19 protein-coding genes are annotated in these 18843 nt (G+C 30.8%); 1 reads left to right on the top strand and 18 read right to left on the bottom strand.

Annotated features, from left to right (window positions below):
- A partial coding sequence (locus CLV86_RS06525) for a choice-of-anchor L domain-containing protein (protein WP_121051021.1) occupies positions 1-3940 on the bottom strand: 3940 nt, incomplete at its 3' end.
- Positions 3941-4308: 368 nt separating this feature from the next.
- Here CLV86_RS06525 and CLV86_RS06520 point away from each other — a divergent pair.
- Positions 4309-5121, top strand: coding sequence for a mechanosensitive ion channel family protein (locus tag CLV86_RS06520; RefSeq protein WP_076731992.1), 813 nt, complete (start codon positions 4309-4311; stop codon positions 5119-5121).
- On the opposite strand, the gene tsaB is transcribed toward CLV86_RS06520, so the two are convergent.
- The 17 genes from tsaB to cyoE form a co-directional block, all read right to left on the bottom strand.
- Positions 5122-5799, bottom strand: a complete 678-nt coding sequence (tsaB, locus tag CLV86_RS06515) for a tRNA (adenosine(37)-N6)-threonylcarbamoyltransferase complex dimerization subunit type 1 TsaB (RefSeq protein WP_121050997.1) — start codon at positions 5797-5799, stop codon at positions 5122-5124.
- A gap of 7 nt (positions 5800-5806) precedes the next feature.
- Positions 5807-7147, bottom strand: a complete 1341-nt coding sequence (locus CLV86_RS06510; RefSeq protein WP_083678193.1) for a TolC family protein — start codon at positions 7145-7147, stop codon at positions 5807-5809.
- On the bottom strand, positions 7134-8246 hold the full coding sequence (locus tag CLV86_RS06505) for an efflux RND transporter periplasmic adaptor subunit (protein ID WP_121050995.1): 1113 nt from the start codon (positions 8244-8246) through the stop codon (positions 7134-7136). The genes CLV86_RS06510 and CLV86_RS06505 overlap by 14 nt, the downstream gene beginning before the upstream one ends.
- 80 nt (positions 8247-8326) lie before the next feature.
- Entirely contained in the window at positions 8327-9568 is a 1242-nt protein-coding gene (locus CLV86_RS06500; RefSeq protein WP_076731988.1) for an ABC transporter permease, read from the bottom strand.
- 2 nt (positions 9569-9570) lie between these two features.
- Positions 9571-10800 (bottom strand): ABC transporter permease, encoded by a 1230-nt coding sequence (locus CLV86_RS06495; protein ID WP_076731987.1) that lies wholly within the window; start codon positions 10798-10800, stop codon positions 9571-9573.
- Positions 10793-11494 (bottom strand): ABC transporter ATP-binding protein, encoded by a 702-nt coding sequence (locus tag CLV86_RS06490; RefSeq protein WP_076731986.1) that lies wholly within the window; start codon positions 11492-11494, stop codon positions 10793-10795. Before CLV86_RS06490 ends, CLV86_RS06495 begins: the two co-directional genes overlap by 8 nt.
- Before the next feature lie 149 nt (positions 11495-11643).
- On the bottom strand, positions 11644-12075 hold the full coding sequence (locus tag CLV86_RS06485; protein WP_121050993.1) for a DUF1573 domain-containing protein: 432 nt from the start codon (positions 12073-12075) through the stop codon (positions 11644-11646).
- A 4-nt stretch (positions 12076-12079) separates the two neighbouring features.
- A complete protein-coding gene (locus CLV86_RS06480; RefSeq protein ID WP_121050992.1) occupies positions 12080-12976 on the bottom strand; it encodes a carboxypeptidase-like regulatory domain-containing protein in 897 nt (298 codons plus the stop codon).
- Positions 12977-13042: 66 nt separating this feature from the next.
- Positions 13043-13246: a hypothetical protein gene (locus CLV86_RS14155; RefSeq protein ID WP_147427016.1), complete on the bottom strand. Its 204-nt coding sequence runs from the start codon at positions 13244-13246 to the stop codon at positions 13043-13045.
- A gap of 94 nt (positions 13247-13340) precedes the next feature.
- Positions 13341-13568 carry a hypothetical protein gene (locus CLV86_RS06470; RefSeq protein WP_121050990.1) on the bottom strand — a complete coding sequence of 76 codons (228 nt, stop codon included), beginning with the start codon at positions 13566-13568 and terminating at the stop codon, positions 13341-13343.
- 44 nt (positions 13569-13612) lie between these two features.
- Complete coding sequence (locus CLV86_RS06465) at positions 13613-14161, bottom strand: DUF420 domain-containing protein (RefSeq protein WP_121050989.1); 549 nt, start codon at positions 14159-14161, stop codon at positions 13613-13615.
- A 60-nt stretch (positions 14162-14221) separates the two neighbouring features.
- A complete protein-coding gene (locus tag CLV86_RS06460; protein WP_121050988.1) occupies positions 14222-14965 on the bottom strand; it encodes an SCO family protein in 744 nt (247 codons plus the stop codon).
- Entirely contained in the window at positions 14952-15686 is a 735-nt protein-coding gene (locus CLV86_RS06455; protein WP_076731980.1) for a hypothetical protein, read from the bottom strand. Before CLV86_RS06455 ends, CLV86_RS06460 begins: the two co-directional genes overlap by 14 nt.
- A gap of 86 nt (positions 15687-15772) precedes the next feature.
- Complete coding sequence (locus CLV86_RS06450) at positions 15773-16153, bottom strand: cytochrome C oxidase subunit IV family protein (RefSeq protein ID WP_121050986.1); 381 nt, start codon at positions 16151-16153, stop codon at positions 15773-15775.
- A 69-nt stretch (positions 16154-16222) separates the two neighbouring features.
- On the bottom strand, positions 16223-17221 hold the full coding sequence (locus CLV86_RS06445) for a cytochrome c oxidase subunit 3 (protein WP_121050984.1): 999 nt from the start codon (positions 17219-17221) through the stop codon (positions 16223-16225).
- A 140-nt stretch (positions 17222-17361) separates the two neighbouring features.
- Positions 17362-17943: a cytochrome c oxidase subunit 3 gene (locus CLV86_RS06440; RefSeq protein WP_076731977.1), complete on the bottom strand. Its 582-nt coding sequence runs from the start codon at positions 17941-17943 to the stop codon at positions 17362-17364.
- Between the two features lie 2 nt (positions 17944-17945).
- Positions 17946-18830, bottom strand: a complete 885-nt coding sequence (gene cyoE, locus CLV86_RS06435; RefSeq protein ID WP_282956977.1) for a heme o synthase — start codon at positions 18828-18830, stop codon at positions 17946-17948.
- Positions 18831-18843: the final 13 nt, after the last annotated feature.

Raw genomic sequence — 18843 nt, 5'->3', positions numbered from 1 at the left:
CGAAACTTGCAAATCCATCGGCATCATCATCACAAACTTCTAATGGTGTTAAATTTGCTGGTGTAATAATTTGTGGTTCTGGGTTAACGATTAATACTAGCTCTACAAAGGTAGCACAGTCGGTTGCTATTGTTGTGCTTTCCACACGTACATATATGGTTTGTGTGTTGGCTACAATATTATTATAATCGCCTGTTATTGGGTTTACATTATTGTCTGCATCGGCCATGGTTTCATGGTAAGTTACATCTAATCCTGTAGCGCCTCCTGTAATTTCTGCTTCGGCATCGGTTAGTGTAAAGACTCCAAACCCATCACTATCTGGATCGCAATGCTCTAGAGGTGTTGGTGTAAAAGCTACTGGTGCTTGTTCTACTGCTAACTCTAAAGTTGTGGTTGTGTAACAGTTGGTGTTTACATTTAATACTCCGGCTACAATGGTTTGTGGGTTACTAATGTTTGTGTATTGGTTTGGTAACGGATTGGTTTGTGCATCGGCATCGGCTTGATCAAAATAATACGTTACGGCATAGGCTGGATTGCCTCCGGTAATTTCATTATTTTTTATGGTTAAATCAATCTCTGTTAAACCGTCTGGTGTACCATCGTCACAAACTTCTAAAGTGGTTGGCGCTATGGCTGTTGGTAGTGGATACGCTGTTACAGATTCTGTACTTGAATCTGGACATATTCCATTTGTTAAATAATCTACTACATAAGTATTTCCTGGAGTTCCTCCTGTTATTTCTCCCGTTGTAGCATCTAAAATTGCTAAATCTCCTGGTGGCGTATTAAAACTAAAAATTCCTCCTGGTGTAGCTACTGTATCTATTACTGCTCCATCACAAGTTGGTGTATAAGTAAAAGATGGATTATCTGTTGTTAAAGTTGTTAATGTAAATATTGTAGATGATGGACATGTACCTCCAATCGTGTATTCTACAAAATAAGTAGTTGCTGAGGCTCCTCCTGTAACAGTTCCCGTAGCTACATCAACAGATGCTCCATCTGTTGGCATAGGATTGAAGCTAAATAAACCTCCTAATGTAGTTTGTGTATCTACTATTCCTCCATCACAAGTAGGAGTCATTGTAAATGAGGCATCAAATGTTTCGTCTACTGTTACGGTAAAAGAACTTGTTGTAGGACAATCACCGTTAGTTGTATAATCTACATTATAACTTGCTGTAGAAATACCATTTGTAATTGTTCCTGTATTTGTATCTATTATTGCTCCATCTGTTGGCACTGGATTGAAAGCATAAGTTCCTCCTGGTGTAACCACAGAATCTACAATTGCTCCATCACATGTTGGTTGCATTGTAAACGTAGAGTCGTCATTAAGATTTACAGTAATAGTAAAACTTGTTTCACCATAGCATGTTGGATTAGCATTATCATCTACTCTAACATAAATAGTTTGTGGACTAGGCATATTAGTATATGTCGCTGGATTAGTTATAGGATTTGTAGAAGTTGCTACATCTGTTTGAAGTTCATAGAAACTAACAGTAAAATTAGCAGGATCCTGACCGTTTAAAATATCGGATTCCAGAGCTGTTAAATCAAAAACTTCTACTCCATCATTAGTTGGATCATCGCAAACTACAATGTCTGCTGGCGCAGTTGCATTTGCATTAGGATTAACAATTAAATTAAATACTTCTGTTGGAGATGCAATGTAACAAGCACTATCTTGTACACTTTCAATTCTCACATAAATAGGTTGCGGACTCGATGTATTTGTATACGGACTCGTTAATGCATTAGTACCAGCATCTGCATTTGCAAAATCTAAATGGTAAGTTACATTAAAATCTGCTGCTGCTTGTGTTCCTAAAATTGAAGCATCCTGAGTTGTTAAATCGAAAGACTCTACTCCATCATTTGTAATATCATCACAAACTTCCATGTTTAAAGTAGGGTTTAAAACGATATTAAGATATTCTAGCAAAAATTCTTCAGTATCATAACACAATCCAGATTGCGTATCATCTATTCTAATATATACTGTTTCTCCATCTGTACCTGCATAAGCTGCTGGATTTGCTATAGGATTTATATCTGCCTCTGCATCCGCAAGAGAATTATGGAATGTGGTAGTTATTGTTGTTGGGTCTTGAGTTCCAATTGCAGAAGTTTCGTTTGAAGTTAAATCGAATAAAACTGTTCCTCCATTATCACATTCTGTAATATCTGAAACAGCTTGTATAGTTGGACCAGGAATAAATTCTACAAAAATGGAATCTGAAGTTTGACACGTTGCCGAAAAAACAATATCTACAGAATAATTACCTTCTTGAGTTGCATTAAGAATTGAACCTGTTTCTCCAGGAATTACATTCCCATCTAGGTACCATGTATGTATAGCCGTAGGTAAATCTGTATCTAATTGTACAGATGTACCTTGACATTCTGCTGTACCGGCAGAAATAGTAATATCATCTCCTAAATCTCCTCCTAAACTAAAAGAACCTGCTCCTAAAAATACGGCTGCATCGTAAGCTGTATCTAAAGCATCTGCTATCACCAATTTAATGGTGTATGGATTATTAGGTATTACATTAGAAAAAGCTGTCATTGGCACAGTATAACCTAGAAAGTTTATTGGACTGTTTGCACCAGGCTCTCCACCTGCTCCATAATAAGAATCGAAAAATTGAGGATTAGAAGATGGACAACTACCATTCCACATATTATCTCTTACTGAAAAAACAGTAACAACATCTGTAGTTCCTGGCACTAAAGCTAAGTTTGTTGTAACTCCTGTAACTTGATCTGTTAATAAGAATGCAAAAGCATCTGTATAACTACATTGAAATGTTCCATATTCTTCAGACGCAAAAATAAAATCGAAACTAATTGAACTTGCAATTGGCACGAAATCGAACTGCAAATAAGATGCATTATTAGTGTTTGTTCCACCAATTTCAGCCTCTAAATCTGCATCTCCTGGCCATCCGCCACCACCTGCACTTTGGTTTCCATCTTCCGGACCTTCTGCTTCAATAGCACTTCCTGAGGATAATATAATTCCTGCTTCAAAACCAAATGCTCCTGGCAGAGCTGTAAAAGAACCTATACCATCAACAGTACCAAAATCAACTCCTGAACTAGAAATAATATTAGATACTGAAGCACATGGACTATCTATAAGGACATCTTCTACTAACTGTTGGGCATTATAAGTTGTTACATCTACATCTATATATGGAGTTAAAACCTCAACCGTTACTGTAGCTGTTTCTGAACACCCAGTAGGATTAGTATCTGTTACAGTAAATGTTGTTGTAAAAGTTCCTATATTATTAAATTCATGAGTTACAACTTGACCATTTACAGGAATAGAACCATCACCAAAATTCCATGAATAAGTTGCTCCTGTTCCATCATCTGCAAACACAGCACTACCTTCGAAATCTACAGTTGCACCAACAGGTATTTGTATAACACCTGCTCCATTTGCTACAGGATTTGTATTATCTATTGTTGGTGTAATAATTTGGCATGCTTGTAAACACGAAATATCTGCTGCCCAACCTGTAGTATTACCACCTCCATCACTAGTAAAAGCTAATGTAAGACAACCCGTAGGACTAGTAGGTGACGCTGTTATTGTTTGAGGATTATTTGCTGCACCTGCTCCCGAAAAAACACCTATTACAGCTGCTGTTGTATCATCTCCATCATAAATAGTTAGTTCGTCTATACCTATTTGAGTTCCAAAAAAAGTAAAATCAAGCTCTATAAATTGATCTGGACCATCTGGGCATAGTGTTAACACAAAATTTTCATCGTTTGAATAATTTGATGATGCTCCACCAGAATCATAAAGTGTTCCTGAACATTGATTAAAGGTTCCATTTTGCATTAAAAGATCTTGAGCAAAAAGAGCCGAGGAACTAAAAAGCAAAACTAAAATTAGCGTAAAATTCTTCATTATGAATGGTTTTTATTTTTGATATAGGAATATGTACAATTATACTAATAAATACTTAAAATACATTGCATTTAATGAGTAATACAACCCAAAAAATGGACTTTCATCTATATGTGTTACTATTACAGTAACTTGATTGTTATATGCATATAACAATCATATTTAATAAACTCCTACCTTTTTTAGAATTATAGCTTAATATTTTTTTTAAATTAAATAAGCTTGATTTTAATTATGAATAAAATTAGGCCTTACATTTTAACGCATTTATTATACTATATAAAGATTTTAAGATTTTTTAAACATAATTAGGGATAACGAATAGATGAATTCTAATTAATTTAGTAATTATTAATAAAAACAAAATAATGGATTTACAAAATTGGATTGACAAAGGTTACGAACTTATGCTAGAGTATACTCCTAAAGTACTATTGGCAATAGTTATATGGATTATTGGAGCATACGTTATTAAATATCTTAAGAAAGGTATTTCTAAAACAATGGATAAAGCTAATTATGATATTAGTCTTAAAAAATTCTTATCAGATTTAATTAGTTGGGTATTAAAAATTATTTTAATAGTAATTATTTTAGGTACATTAGGCATTGAAACAGCTTCTTTTGCTGCCATAATTGCTGCTGCTGGTTTAGCTGTAGGTTTAGCTCTACAAGGCTCTTTAGGTAATTTTGCCGGTGGTGTTTTAATAATGATTTTTAAACCTTTTAAAATTGGCGATTTTATAGAAGCCCAAGGTGAAAGTGGAACTGTAAAAGAAATTGAAATTTTTACTACTAAACTTACAACGCCAGATAATAAAGAAATTATTTTACCAAATGGAAGTTTAAGTAATGGCAATATAACCAATTATTCTACTGAAGATACTCGTCGTGTAGATGTAACATTTGGTGTAGGTTACGATTCTGATATAAAAACTACAAAAGAAGTTATCATGAGTGTAATTAACGCTAATGAACTTATTTTAAAAGATCCGGCTCCAGCAATTAATGTTAACGAACTAGCAGATAGTTCTATTAACTTTTTTACTAGAGTTTGGGTTAAAAAAGAAGATTACTGGACAATTAATTTTTACCTAATTGAACAAACAAAAGAAGCCTTAGACGCTGCCGGAATTGATATTCCTTACCCACATAGTGTAGAAATACAGAAAAACGAGTAATTATTTTTTAGGTTTTGGCTTTAATGCTATAAAATCTTTTAAGTAATAAGGTTCAAAATAAGCGACATCTTCGGTGTCGCTTTTTTTGTATTTTGAAAAAGCTAAAGCACTCATTTCTTTTGCAGATGGTAACTTACCTTCAACAAAAATAGCATTTTCATTATTAATTATTTCTTTTGTTTTCTCTACACCGTTACCAATAAAATAAACTTTACCTTTTAACAATTCAGCTTTAAAAGATGTTTCGTCTAAAATTTGCGCTTCAATTTTTCTTATTTCTTTTAATTCTGAAGAAAAAATAGCAGAATATACTTCCATACGTCTTGCATCAAGCATAGGTATAATTAAACCACTTTCTGCTTTTACCTGATGTGCTAAAGCCTCTAAGGTAGAAACTGAAATTAATGGAATATCTAAGGCATAACATAATCCTTTTGCTGCCGATACTCCAATACGTAATCCAGTGTATGAGCCTGGACCTTTGCTAACTGCAATTGCATCTAATTGATGACGCTCTATATTAGCTTCGCGAAGCGTTTCATCTATAAAAACATGCAAACGCTCTGCATGAGAATAATTACTACTATAATCTTCTTTTAAAAGCAAAGTCTCACCATTTTTAGATAGTGAGACAGAGCAATTGGTTGTTGCTGTTTCTATGCTTAATATTATTGCCAAAATTTATTTATTGTGTTATTGGTTTTCCAAGGTAGAAATCTAACACTTTTGTTTTAAATACAAAATCGTATTTAGCATTAATTAATGAAGATTCTGCATTTACCAATCTTAATCTAGACTGTTCTAAATCGAAAGCATTCATTACTCCAATGTTATATCTCTCTTCTGCATTACCAAAAGCTAATTGTTGAGACTCTAAAGAAACTTTTGCTGCCTCGTATGCTCTTAATGCTGATTTAGCATCTGTAAAGGCACGCTGTATATTAGCTTCTAAATTTAGTTTTGCTTGTTCTAAATTTAACAGTGCGTTTTCTTCTTGTATTTGTGACTTTGCAACTGCTGTTTTATTTTGGTATTGAGAAAAAATTGGAACATTAACGTTTAACCTAAAACTGTGTCCTTTGTTTATATCTAATTCGCTAAAAAACGATTGCTTAAAAAACTCGCTATCACGCTCACTCCAAACAGAGCTTAAACCATAACTAGCAGTAACGCTTGGATAGTAACCACTTTTAGAAATTTCTGTACCTAATTTAGAATTTTCTATGTTTTTTTCTGCTACTTTAATTTCATTTCTATTTGCTAATGCATAATCTAAAATTGGTTCTACATCTGCATACAATAATTCGGCAGAAGGATTTTCTACATCTATAACCTCTACTTGAAATCCTTTGAATGGGACTTGTAAAATTTGAGATAATGTTAATATTGAAAGTTCGTAGTTATTTTCGGCAACGGTAACACTCTGTAAGTCTCTACTTAATGTTGCTTCTGCATCGTAAATATTAGCTTTTGGTTGTACTCCAGCATTAACCAATTCTTTTACTTGGTTTAATTGTTTTTTAGAAAATTCGTATTGCGCTTTAGCTGTTTCTAAGTTTTCCTTATTAAATAAAATATTTAAATAAGAGTTTACAACATTTAAAGAAATGTCATCTTGAATTCTTGCTAATTCTAGCTCATTAGTTTCTAGGTTAAGCTGAGACTGTTTGTATAAATTTGTTCTTCTAAATCCATTAAAAACAGTATAACTAGCACCAATACTATAATTTGCAGAATAAGTTACTTCATTATTAATACGCTGGTTTGATACTGGATCGAAACCAGAACCAATACTTACTCCTGTTCCTATTCCTGCATTTGCTGATGGTAAAAACTGGCCTTTGGCTGCTATAATATCTTGCTCGTTTGTAAGTAATGTGTTTTTAATTTGTAGTATAGAAATATTATTTTCTAATGCATGATTTACACATTCTTGTAACGACCATATTTTTTCTTGAGCATTAATCGATACACTAAATAATAGTGTAATTAAAAAAACTATTCCTTTATAATTAATCTTCATCATTATCTTCTTTAGAGGCTTTATTCCAAACTTTAATTTTATCTCCTTCTTTAACTCCTTCTGTTATTTCTACATTTATTCCATCAGAAAGTCCTAACTCTACATTCTTTTTCTCAAATTTTCCTTCACCTACTTCTATTTCTACAAAAGGTTTTTCGGTAATTCTATTAAATTGAAGTAAAGATTCTTTAATAACCATTACACTGTCTTTACTTTCCATTTCAATTTCTGCATTAGCACTGTAACCTGCTCTAATTTTAGTAGATCGCTCTACTTCTACATCTGCTTTAATTGTAAACTGTACAGCTCCATTTTCTTCACTTCCTTTTGGTGCTACAAAAGTTAGTTTTGCTGGAAATTCTTTTTCACCAATGGCGCCTAAAATAACTTTAATATCTTTTCCTTCTTCTAGTTTGCCAACTTCGGCTTCATCAACTTTTCCTTCAAAAATCATTTTGCTCATATCTGCAATAAAAGCAATTGTTGTTCCTGCATTAAAGTTATTACTTTCAATAACTTGATCTCCTTCTCGAACAGGAATTTCTAATATTGTTCCGGCAATAAGCGCTGTAATGTTTGTGTTCGCAGATCCTCCTCCAGATATAGAACCTCTTTTTATAATTTGATAATTGTTTTGGGCTTGACGTAAGGTTTCGCTTGCTTGATTTAATGCTAACTCACTATTTTCAAAATCTTGTCTTGAAATAACGCCTTTATCGAATAGAGCTTTATTTCTATCGTAAACAGTTTTAGAGTTATTGTATGTTAATTTTGCAGATGCTATTTGTCCATTTGCTCCAACTAAACTTTGCTCGTTTGGTACTACTCTAATTTTTGCAATTACATCTCCTTTTTCAACTATATCTCCTTCTTCCACCATTATTTTATCTATAATCCCAGTAATTTGTGGTTTAAGTTCAATTTCTTCTTCAGGATTTAATTTACCTGTTGCTACCGTTTTTGTATTAATTGAGGTATAAAATGGTTGTGCTGTTTTAAAATCTTCTACAGATTTTGAGTTAGAATCCTTAAAGTACTTAAGTACCCATAGTAACGCTACAACTAGTGCAAAAATTACGATGACTTTTAATGCTTTTTTCATTTTTAATTTAATTTTTGTACTGAAAAAAAATTCAGTGTACATTGGTTTTAAGCTACGCTTTTATTATTTATTTTGATTGATTATTCTTCTCTTAACGCTTCAATTGGCTTTATACTTGTGGCTTTAAATGCTGGTATTAATCCTATTAAAGTACCTAATATTATTAGTATTATTAATGCTACAAAAACTACAGATATGGATACAGATGCGTTTACAATAACAGCTTCATCACCATGACCAAATGCAGCATCTAAAGCAATTAAAATCCAGCCTCCACTTATTATTCCAAATAAGCCTGCTAAAATTGTTATAAATACTGCTTCAACAACTATTTGTCTTTTTATCTCGAAAGGTGTTGCACCAAGTGCACGGCGTACTCCTATTTCTTTTGTTCTTTCTTTTACTGTAATTAATAAAATATTTCCAATTGCAAATACTCCGGCTATTAATGTTGCAATACCTACAAACCAAGTTAAAAACTGCATACCTGTTAAAAATCCAGTTACTTTAGCAAATTCTTTTCCTAGGTTAAAGCTACCAAAGGCACGATTATCTTCAGGATGCACTTTATTTAAGTTTCTTAATATTAGTTTAGCATCGGCTTCAATTTGAGAGATATCGTATTCTGGTTTTCCTGTAATCATCATCCAACCAATATTTTCGCCCATATTATAGATTTGCTGAAAGGTAGTAAATGGAATGTGCATATCGCTTGTTGGTCCCATATTCTGGTTTCCATTTTCAAACATACCAACGACTTTAAAATTCATTCCGTTTAATTGAATGTATTCTCCAATCATTTCTGCATCTTTATCGAATAGTTGTTTATATATTTCTTCGGATATAACTACAACTTTTCGTTTTTCATCAATATCGGTTTGATTAATAAATCGACCTTGAATCATCTTCTTTTTTTGAACTTTGTCTAATAACGGATAGTCTCCATTAACACCAAAAGTTCCTGACAAAAACTTGTGCACAACCAAAGCTTGACTTTGATTTCTTGGCACAACAAATTCTATTCCATCAACATTTTCTTCAATTTTTTTAGCGTCGCTAATTTTAAGTTGTACGAGTCTTCCTTCTTGAAAACCTTTAAATGGTTTACTTGTGCTTTGCGCCCAAACAAATACACTGTTTGTTGCAAAACTTCCAAATAATCTATTAAATGAGTTTTCTAAACCACGAGCAGAACCTAACAATCCTATAAGTAATAAAATTCCCCACCAAACACCAACCATTGTTAATGCCGAACGTAGTTTGTTTTTGGTTAAACTATCGTAGACTTCTTGCCATGTATCTCTTTCAAATAAAAATCGCATAATTAATCGTCTCTTAGTGCTACAATAGGTTTAATTCTTGAGGCTTTTTTTGCAGGTAAATAGCCTGCAATTGCTCCTGCTATTATTAAAACAATAGTTGCTCCAATAATTATAGATGTTTCAACACCTGCTTCTTTTATAAAATAGGTTTCTAAAGAAGGAGCTGCCAATTCAACTACTCCCATTCCAATTACCAAACCTACAAAACCTGCTATTACAGTTATTAAAACAGATTCTAATAAAATAATAGATACTATAGATTTTGGAGATGCACCTAAGGCTTTACGTATACCTATTTCTTTTGTGCGTTCTTTTACTATAAATATCATCATGTTACTAATTCCTACAACTCCGGCTATAAGTGTTCCAAAACCAATAACTAAAATCATTATATTAATACCAAGCGTCATTTGTCCAATTGCTTTAGAATCGTTTGCTAAGTTTCTTACCCTAATAGCGCGTTGGTCGTTTTGCGAAACTAAAAAACGATCTTTAAGTTTTCTTGTAAGCATATTGCTAAAACTTATTGCTGCATCGAAGTTTAAGTCTGGATTATAAGTTAAATTTATTTGGTCTATATGTTGGTTGTTACCATAAATTTGCTGTGCTGTAGTTACTGGCATATAAATTAGTCTTTCTTCTCTATCTCCACCATCGTCACTAAAAACACCAACTACTTTATATTGAATGCCATTTAAATTTATGTATTTACCAATAGCTGTAGTTTTTAGAAACAAATCCTCTTCTACTAAACGACCTATAACAACAACTTTTGTTTTATTTTTTATATCAGATTCATTAATATAACGCCCATAATTAACTTTTGTATTTTCAAGGTATTGATGATCTGGGTTAACAGCTCTAACGCTATAACTACTTTTTTCGTTTCTAAAAGTAGCTGTTACATTTAAATATATTCTAGAGGTTATATACTGTACTTTATCTCCAAATTCCTCTTCAATCCATTCTTGGTCCTTGTTTTCGAATTGTATTTGTCTTCCTGCTTGTAAACCGTTACTAGCTTTAGAAGTTTGACCAGAGTTTATAAAAATAGAATTTGCTGCGTCATCTACAAATGCAGTGTCGAAAGTATTTAATAAACCATTTCCTAAGCCAAAAAGAATAGTAAATAAAAGAATAGCAAAAGCTACAGTAAAGCCAGAAAGTAGACTTCTGGTTTTATTCATATTTATACTTTGGAAGATTTCTCTCCAGAGATCTCTATCAAACATATTGTGACGCTCTTACTTGTTCTACAAATACGTCTTCTATAATTACACCATCTTTTAAACGTACAATACGTTTACACATTTGTGCAATGTCTTCTTCGTGAGTTACCATTAAAATGGTTTTTCCTTCATCGTTAAGAGATTGAATAAAATCCATAATCTCATGAGATGTTTTAGTATCTAAAGCTCCTGTTGGCTCATCTGCCAATAATAATTTTGGATTTGCAGCTAGTGCCCTTGCAATGGCTACACGTTGTTTTTGGCCTCCAGATAACTCATTAGGTAAATGGTGCGCCCAATTTTTTAAACCTACTTTTTCTAAATGATACAATCCTTTTTCTATACGTTCTTTACGTTTTAAACCTTGGTAGTATAGTGGCAATGCAACATTATCTAATGCATTTTTGTAGTTTATAAGATTGAAAGATTGAAAAATAAATCCTAAAAATTTATTTCTATAAATAGCTGCTTTTTTTTCGGTAAGATTTTTAATAGGAACATTATCTAAAATGTAATCGCCTTCATCTGCTTCGTCTAGCATTCCTATAATATTTAGCAAAGTAGATTTTCCTGATCCTGAAGAACCCATAATTGCTACCATTTCTCCTGCTTCCACAGAAAGGTCGATACCTTTTAATACATGTAAACTAGAATCTCCAATAGGATAAGATTTATGTATCTTATTAATTTTGAGCATAATGGTTGGTTTTTTGATTGATGTATTACTACATTATATCCATTAGACTACAAAGAACTTTATTTGTTACAGGAATAATTAAAAAAAAATGTTAAAACTCTATTAAGTAAAAAAATGTTATATATTTTTAAAGAAATTAAATTTATATTTTACTTTTTTGTTTCTGAAATGTATCCAGACATAGACAGTACAGCAACTCCTTTCTTTATATTACATTCAATTAGTAAAAAGTTATTTACACTTCCAATTATATCTTTAGTTGCAATAAATTTTGCTGAAATATCTAAAATTTGATTTTTTTGAAGTGACTGTTTATCAAAGTTGATTTCTATACAATCACAATTTGAAATAATTCTAGTAATTTTTAATGGTTCTTCTGAAATATTTTTAATGTGATAAGTATATAAGACAGTATCATTAACAGATATTAATCCAAAATCATAATCTTGGTTTTCAATAGATAGTTCCGAATATATTTGTTCTTTAAATTCTTCTTCAATTTCTTTTGTTTCTTTTTTACATGAATGAATAGTGCTAAAAATAATTACCAAAAATGTAACCTTAAAAATTAACTTTGCCATCCTTTTATTCTTTTGGCATTAAAACATCTACTCCTATCATAACATTACCTTTTTTACTTCTGTCACCAAAGTTTCCTCTTTTAAATTCAACAAAACCTGGTCTCCAAGATTTTCCTCTATATTTAGACCAAGTTAATACTTCTTCATTAGAAAATTTAAATCCGTATGCTGGACCTATTCTATCATACTTCTTAGATTCATTTTTAGGGTCAATAAATTCAACACCAATACACATACCTTCTTCTGGTAAATAAATATCAAAGTCCTCTACTTTAATGTTAAGAGTGTAATTTTTGTTTTTTGTTTTAACAACTATATTTTTAGTGTACAATTCGTAACCCGGTTTTTTATTTGCAGCATCATAACTATAAAATTTAATATTTAATGATGCAACAAAATTTACGTCTTTTCTTTTTTTAAGTTTTATGTACACCTTTTTTAATTTACCTTCTTTTCTAAATGGATTCTCTATCAATACACCTGTTTCATAACCAATTAAAGAACTTACCGAAGTAATGCCATTTCTTTTTTCTCCTAATGTGTGTTTTTCTTTATATTCTATCTTTTTTGAATTAATTACAACTTCGTTTAATTCTGTGATTTTTTCTTTTAATAAAACATCTAATTTAACATCTTTTTTGGTTCTAAAACCATCAAGTACAATAGATTTAGAATAATAACCAATCGAGCTAATTCTTAAAGTATCATAAAGATGTTTTGTTATATCAAAATTAAAAACGCCTTTACTATCAGTATAAACACCTTTGTTTTTTGTCATTAAAGTAACGTTAGCATACTCTAAAGGTTTTTTAGTAAGTGAATCTATAACTTTTCCTGTTATGTTTTGGGAAAAAGAAAAATTAAAGATTAATAATAAAAGTATTTTAATAAGTAAATCCATACTATTGAATGTAATAAAAAACTCCAAGCAAAAATATTACTTGGAGCTTAAAAATGACAATTATTCTCAAGGACAAGCGAAAACTTCATAGTCATGATCAATAACTTCTCCCGAACTCGAATATGTTACTGTATGTGTACCTACACAACCATTTTCAAATATATGTGCAAATGTTACTTTTCTTTTTTTAGGAAGCGCATCTACAGTTGGTGAATACAACATTGAACCTGCAAAAACTGTTAATAAAGCTAAACTTTTTAATTTTTTCATATTTATAAATTGGTATTGGTTAATAATGCTCTTAATTTCGTAAAAAAAAAGATAAAATAAAAAAAAGCGATTTTTTTTATAAAAACTTAAAACTCTATGTTTTGTTTTTCTTCTTCCTAAAATACTTCCAATAAATAGCAAAACCAACTATAAACACAAGAATGTACGGTATCGACATTAAATAAATAATACCATCGTTAATGCCTTTTGCTACACCTTGTCCTTCTTCATTTTCCAATACTGCACGACACATAGCGCATTGCGCATTAGTCTCAAAAAATGCGAGAATAGAAAAAATAAAAAATAAGACTTTAGTTTTCATAAATATTAGAGTATTAGTCTTGTTTTAGGTGAAGTTAGATAGCACTATACATAATAAGGTGCAATCATTAAATACACAATAACACCAGTTACTGCAACGTATAACCATAAAGGATATGTAATACGCGCTATTTTTTTATGTCTTTGAAAATTATTAGAAATTGCTCTTACATAAGTTATTAAAACAAAAGGAATAACTGCAATAGACAAAATTATGTGTGTAATTAAAATAAAATAATATACATAAGATATTACACCTTCTCCACCAAACTTAGTAGAATCGCTAGTCATGTGATACGCGATATATAATAATAAGAATAAAACTGATAATGTAATTGCAAATTTCATTAATTTCTCGTGCAGAGCTCTATTCCCTTTTTTAATTTGTATTACCGCAACAATTAAAACTATTGCTGTAATACCATTTATAAAGGCATAAATTGGAGGCAAAAAAGTTAATGGTTCTATATTTAAACCAAAATCTTTTAATTTAATACCAAATAATGCTGCTACTGCTAACGGTATTACAATGGATAGAATTACAATCCATTTATTATATTTTTTTTCGTTTTGTAGGTTCTCTTGAGTATTCATATTTTTAAAGTAATGTGATTTTGAAACAGGATCTAAATAACTTTATAGTGTATTAATAAATTATTCGTTTAAAAGCTTTTTAATATCTTCTTTTAGCATAGTAATTTCCTGCTCATTACCATCTTCATCCATTTTTTCTTGTTCGCTAATTACACCTTTATAGAAAATTTTAGGGTTTCCAAAACCATCTAATCGAGAGCGAATAAACCCGTTTTTATCTATTAATGCAAAATCTCCAGAGTGCTCAAATCCAATTTCATCGTTTTCAACTTTACCTACAAATATATTAAAACCAACGTTTGCTAATTTATAAATCTCTGTTTCATCACCAGTCATTAAATTCCAATTAGGATTGGTAATCCCATATCTTTCTGCGTAAGATTTTAAAACTTCTGGTGTATCTAATTCTGGTGTTATTGAAAAAGATGCTACTCCAAAATTATTTTCATTTTTAAATACATTTTGAATATCTACCAAGTTTCTATTCATTCTTGGACAAATTGTAGGACATGTTGTAAAAAAGAATTCTACTACGTATACTTTTCCTTTATAATCATCTTGAGTAATTATTTCTCCGTCTTGATTTATAAAGCTAAAATTTGGTACTTTTTTTGGTTTACCGTTAATTTCTATAAAAGCTAATTCTTCTTTATTTTTAAAATTATTGTCCTGTCCAACACTCATTCTGTTGTTTCGGGTAATATCTTTATCTTTTATGCGATTTATAATTTTTGGAATAAAAATAATTCCGAATAGTAAAATTATAAAAGCAATACCTATGTATGAGTAGTTATTCTTTTTCATCTGTTTTGTTATCTGGATTTAGGTCTTTAGCTCTCCTGTTTGATGAATCTATTTTGTTTCTACCAGATTTTCTATATTCTTCTAATAGCACACGCATATCTTCTGCAGCTAATTTATTTTTAATTATTGATACTTTAGAACAATCGTAAGCTGTAAGTGGATATACTTGTGTTTCCTTTTCCTTCTCTTTCTTTGTTCTATCGTCTAAACGACCACGTTGGTTTAATTCTTTATCTATAACAAAAACACTATTTGTTGCTAAAGTATTATCTAACTGTAAACTTGTTCTTAAACTATTAAACAGCTTATTAATATCACTATCTGTTGCTGCTACAAAGTGCCAATATTTATGTTCACTATATTTATTAAGTTCTTGAATTAATCTGCTAGTACGATCGTGAGAATCTAATGTGACCATCATTACAATTTGAAAGTTTTTAAACCCTTTAAATTTATTATAAATAAGTTCCTTTAGATTTGAAGCTTCTATAATTTTAGATTCTGGATCGCTTCCTAAAAAACCTAAAACGGTAATGTGGTCTTTTAATACAACATCTGAATTAGCAACTGATGATAAATTAGATATGTCTAACACATCTTCCTTTACTACATCAAGCACATTGTAATTATTTGTAGATGGATAAAGCAAGAGTAAAAATGCTACAGGTAGAAAAAACAATATGCCTAAAATTAGGTATTTTACTACTGGTTTATTACTCATAATTAGATTTTTTTATTTTTTTACAAAAATAAAAAAGGTGGTTTAAAAAAACCACCTTTTACTATCTTTTAACTTATATAAGTTTATTAAAAATCGCGTTTAATAAATCCATTTCTATAAACACTTTCTACATAACCTCCTTCTTGTAATAGAATAAATACTAAGTAGCAAATTAAAAATACTCCAGTCCATACAACAGCACGTCTTAATCCTTTAGTTTCATCTCTCATGTGCATAAAGTCCCAAGTAATATAATATGCTTTTACAATGGTTAATATTATGAAAATCCAGTTTAAACCTTTCATTCCTAATACATTTCCCATTAAAACTTCAGGTTTATAGATACCCAATACTACTTCTATTGCTGTTACAAATGTTAAGAAAGCTAGTACTCCCCAAATTTTTTGAGTGTTAGACTTAAACTTCCATAACCCTCTAAATATTTCTAATTTATGTTCGTGTGCCATTTTATATGTTTTTAGATTTCCTTTAACTTTTTTTTGCCAAGCTTAGAAAATGAAAAATAAATTTATTTATTAAACTAAGTAGAAGAATGTGAAAACAAATACCCAAACTAAATCTACAAAGTGCCAGTATAATCCTACCTTCTCTACCATTTCATAGTTTTTACGTCTTTCGTAAGTACCTATAACAACATTAAAGAAAATAATAATATTAATTACAACTCCTGATAATACGTGGAAACCGTGGAATCCAGTAATAAAGAAAAAGAAATCTGCAAATAACGGAGAGCCATATTCATTAACTTTTAAATTAGCACCATGTACTACAAGTTTTCCATTTGCTTTTAATTGCTTTAAAGACTCTTCTCTAGATAGTACAGTTTTATGTCCTTCCTCATTAATAATTTGATTTCTAATTAAAATATTCTCATTAGAAACTAAACCATTGTATACTTCATCTACAGTATATTCCGGAAGTGCACCTTCATCTACAAACCATAACCCAGATTTTCTTTCGTGTTGCGTTCTTTCTCCATGTGTTGCTTTTGCAAAATCTGCTATAGCTACACGTTCAAATTTTTGCTCTCCTTCTACAGTTTTATATTCTCCAAATTGCAAAATATTACCACCTTTAGTTTGTACAGCTCCAAATTCTCCTTTAATAAAAGTATTCCACTCCCATGCTTGAGAACCTACGAATATAATACCACCAATAATGGTTAAGAACATATACCATGTTACTTTTTTCTGGTTCATGTGGTGTCCAGCATCTACTGCTAATACCATTGTAACTGAAGACATGATTAATATAAACGTCATAAACGCCACATAAATCATTGGATAATTACCATGAAAAAAAGGTATGTGAGTAAAAACTTCATCTGCTATTGGCCAAGAGTCAATAAATTTGAATCTTGAAAAACCATAAGCAGCTAAAAATCCTGAAAATGTTAAGGCATCTGATACGATAAAAAACCACATCATCATTTTTCCATAACTGGCCTTGAGAGGATTGCTTCCTCCGCCCCAAGTTTTACCTTCTGTTCCAGTAGTTGCAACTGTAGTATTCATATAGTTGAGTTCGTTAATTTTAAATATTGCACAAAAATAATCATTTTCTTCTACTAAAGAAATGTTAAACTGTAATTTTTGAGCCTTGTTTTATTTGATTAGTAAATTCTCTTTTTCTTCCTTGATATTATTATAAAAATCTAGCCTACAAAATACATGAGTAAATATAAGAATACCCACAGTATATCAATAAAATGCCAAAATGTTCCTGCTAATTCCATACCTAGCATATTATTAGCTGTGTACTTTTGTTTAAAATGATTATAAATTACAACCAACAAACAAATTAATCCGACGGCGACGTGTAATAAATGAAAAAATGCAATTAAAAATATAAAAGACGCTTTAGGATCGCTTGTTTGCCCAGTAAAATAGTATCCAGAATCTATTAATGCTTTAAAACCTTGAAATTGAAGGAAAATAAATATTACACCTAATATAAAGCTAAGTAATAAAAAAGAAGTTGTTAACTTTCTATTATTATTTTTTAAAGCACGTTGTGCTAAAATATACGCAACACTACTTGCCAATATTACAAAAACACTAATTAAAAATACTTGTGGTAACTCTAATTCTTGAGACCAGTCTGGACGTTTTCTACTAATAATAACTGCACTTGTTAAACCAGCAAACGACATAAATAATGCAATTAGTCCAAACCAAAGCATCATTTTTTTAGCTCTGCTATTTTTTTCTTTTAAAGTACCTTGTGTTAAATCCATGATTATCTAATAAATTTATCTACTACGTAAATAATTTGTATTAATGTGATGTAAGATACGCTAGCTAACATAAGTTGTTTAGCTGCTTTTTCTGTCATTTTTTTAAATAACTGAAATGCATAATACAGCATAAATAAACCTAAACCAAAAACAATAGTTGCAGCTATATAAGACAACTCTAACTTTCCTGTTACACCAAAAACTGGTACAATTGAAACTAGAATAGTCCATATGGTATACATAATTGTTTGTACAGCTGTACCTTTATCTTGTTTACCTGTTGGCAACATAAAAAAGCCTCCCTTTTTATAGTCGTTATATAAAAACCAACCAATAGCCCAAAAGTGAGGGAATTGCCAAAAAAATTGTAAGGCAAATAGTGTTCCTGGTTCTATACCAAAATCATTAGTTGCTGCTACCCAACCTAACATAAATGGTATTGCTCCAGGAATGGCACCAACAAACACTGCCAAAGGTGTTTTTGTTTTTAATGGTGTGTATGCGCAAGTGTATAAAAAAATAGAAATTGCACCAAACATTGCTGTTTGCGGATTTATATAATATAAAATAGCAATACCAAGAATAGTAAAAATAGTAGCGATAATAAAAGCAGTACGCACAGTCATACGGCCAGCAGGAATAGGACGATTTTTAGTTCTGTCCATTAAAGCATCTAAATCTTTTTCTATAATTTGATTATACGCGTTAGATGCGCCAACCATAAAATAGCCTCCTAAAGCCAATAGTAAAAGTGTAGTAAAATCTACAGTATCTGCACCTAATAAATAACCTGCAACGGATGAGAATACCACACTTAATGCTAATCGCATTTTTGTGATTTCTTTAAAATCTGAAATCAAGGAATGTTTTACAACTGTAGTGCTCAAAGTATTTCTTTAT

This window comes from Lacinutrix venerupis (assembly GCF_003663945.1).
GTDB lineage: Bacteria > Bacteroidota > Bacteroidia > Flavobacteriales > Flavobacteriaceae > Lacinutrix > Lacinutrix venerupis.
Note: the sequence above shows the minus strand (reverse complement) of the source record. Positions and strands in the feature narration are given on the sequence as shown.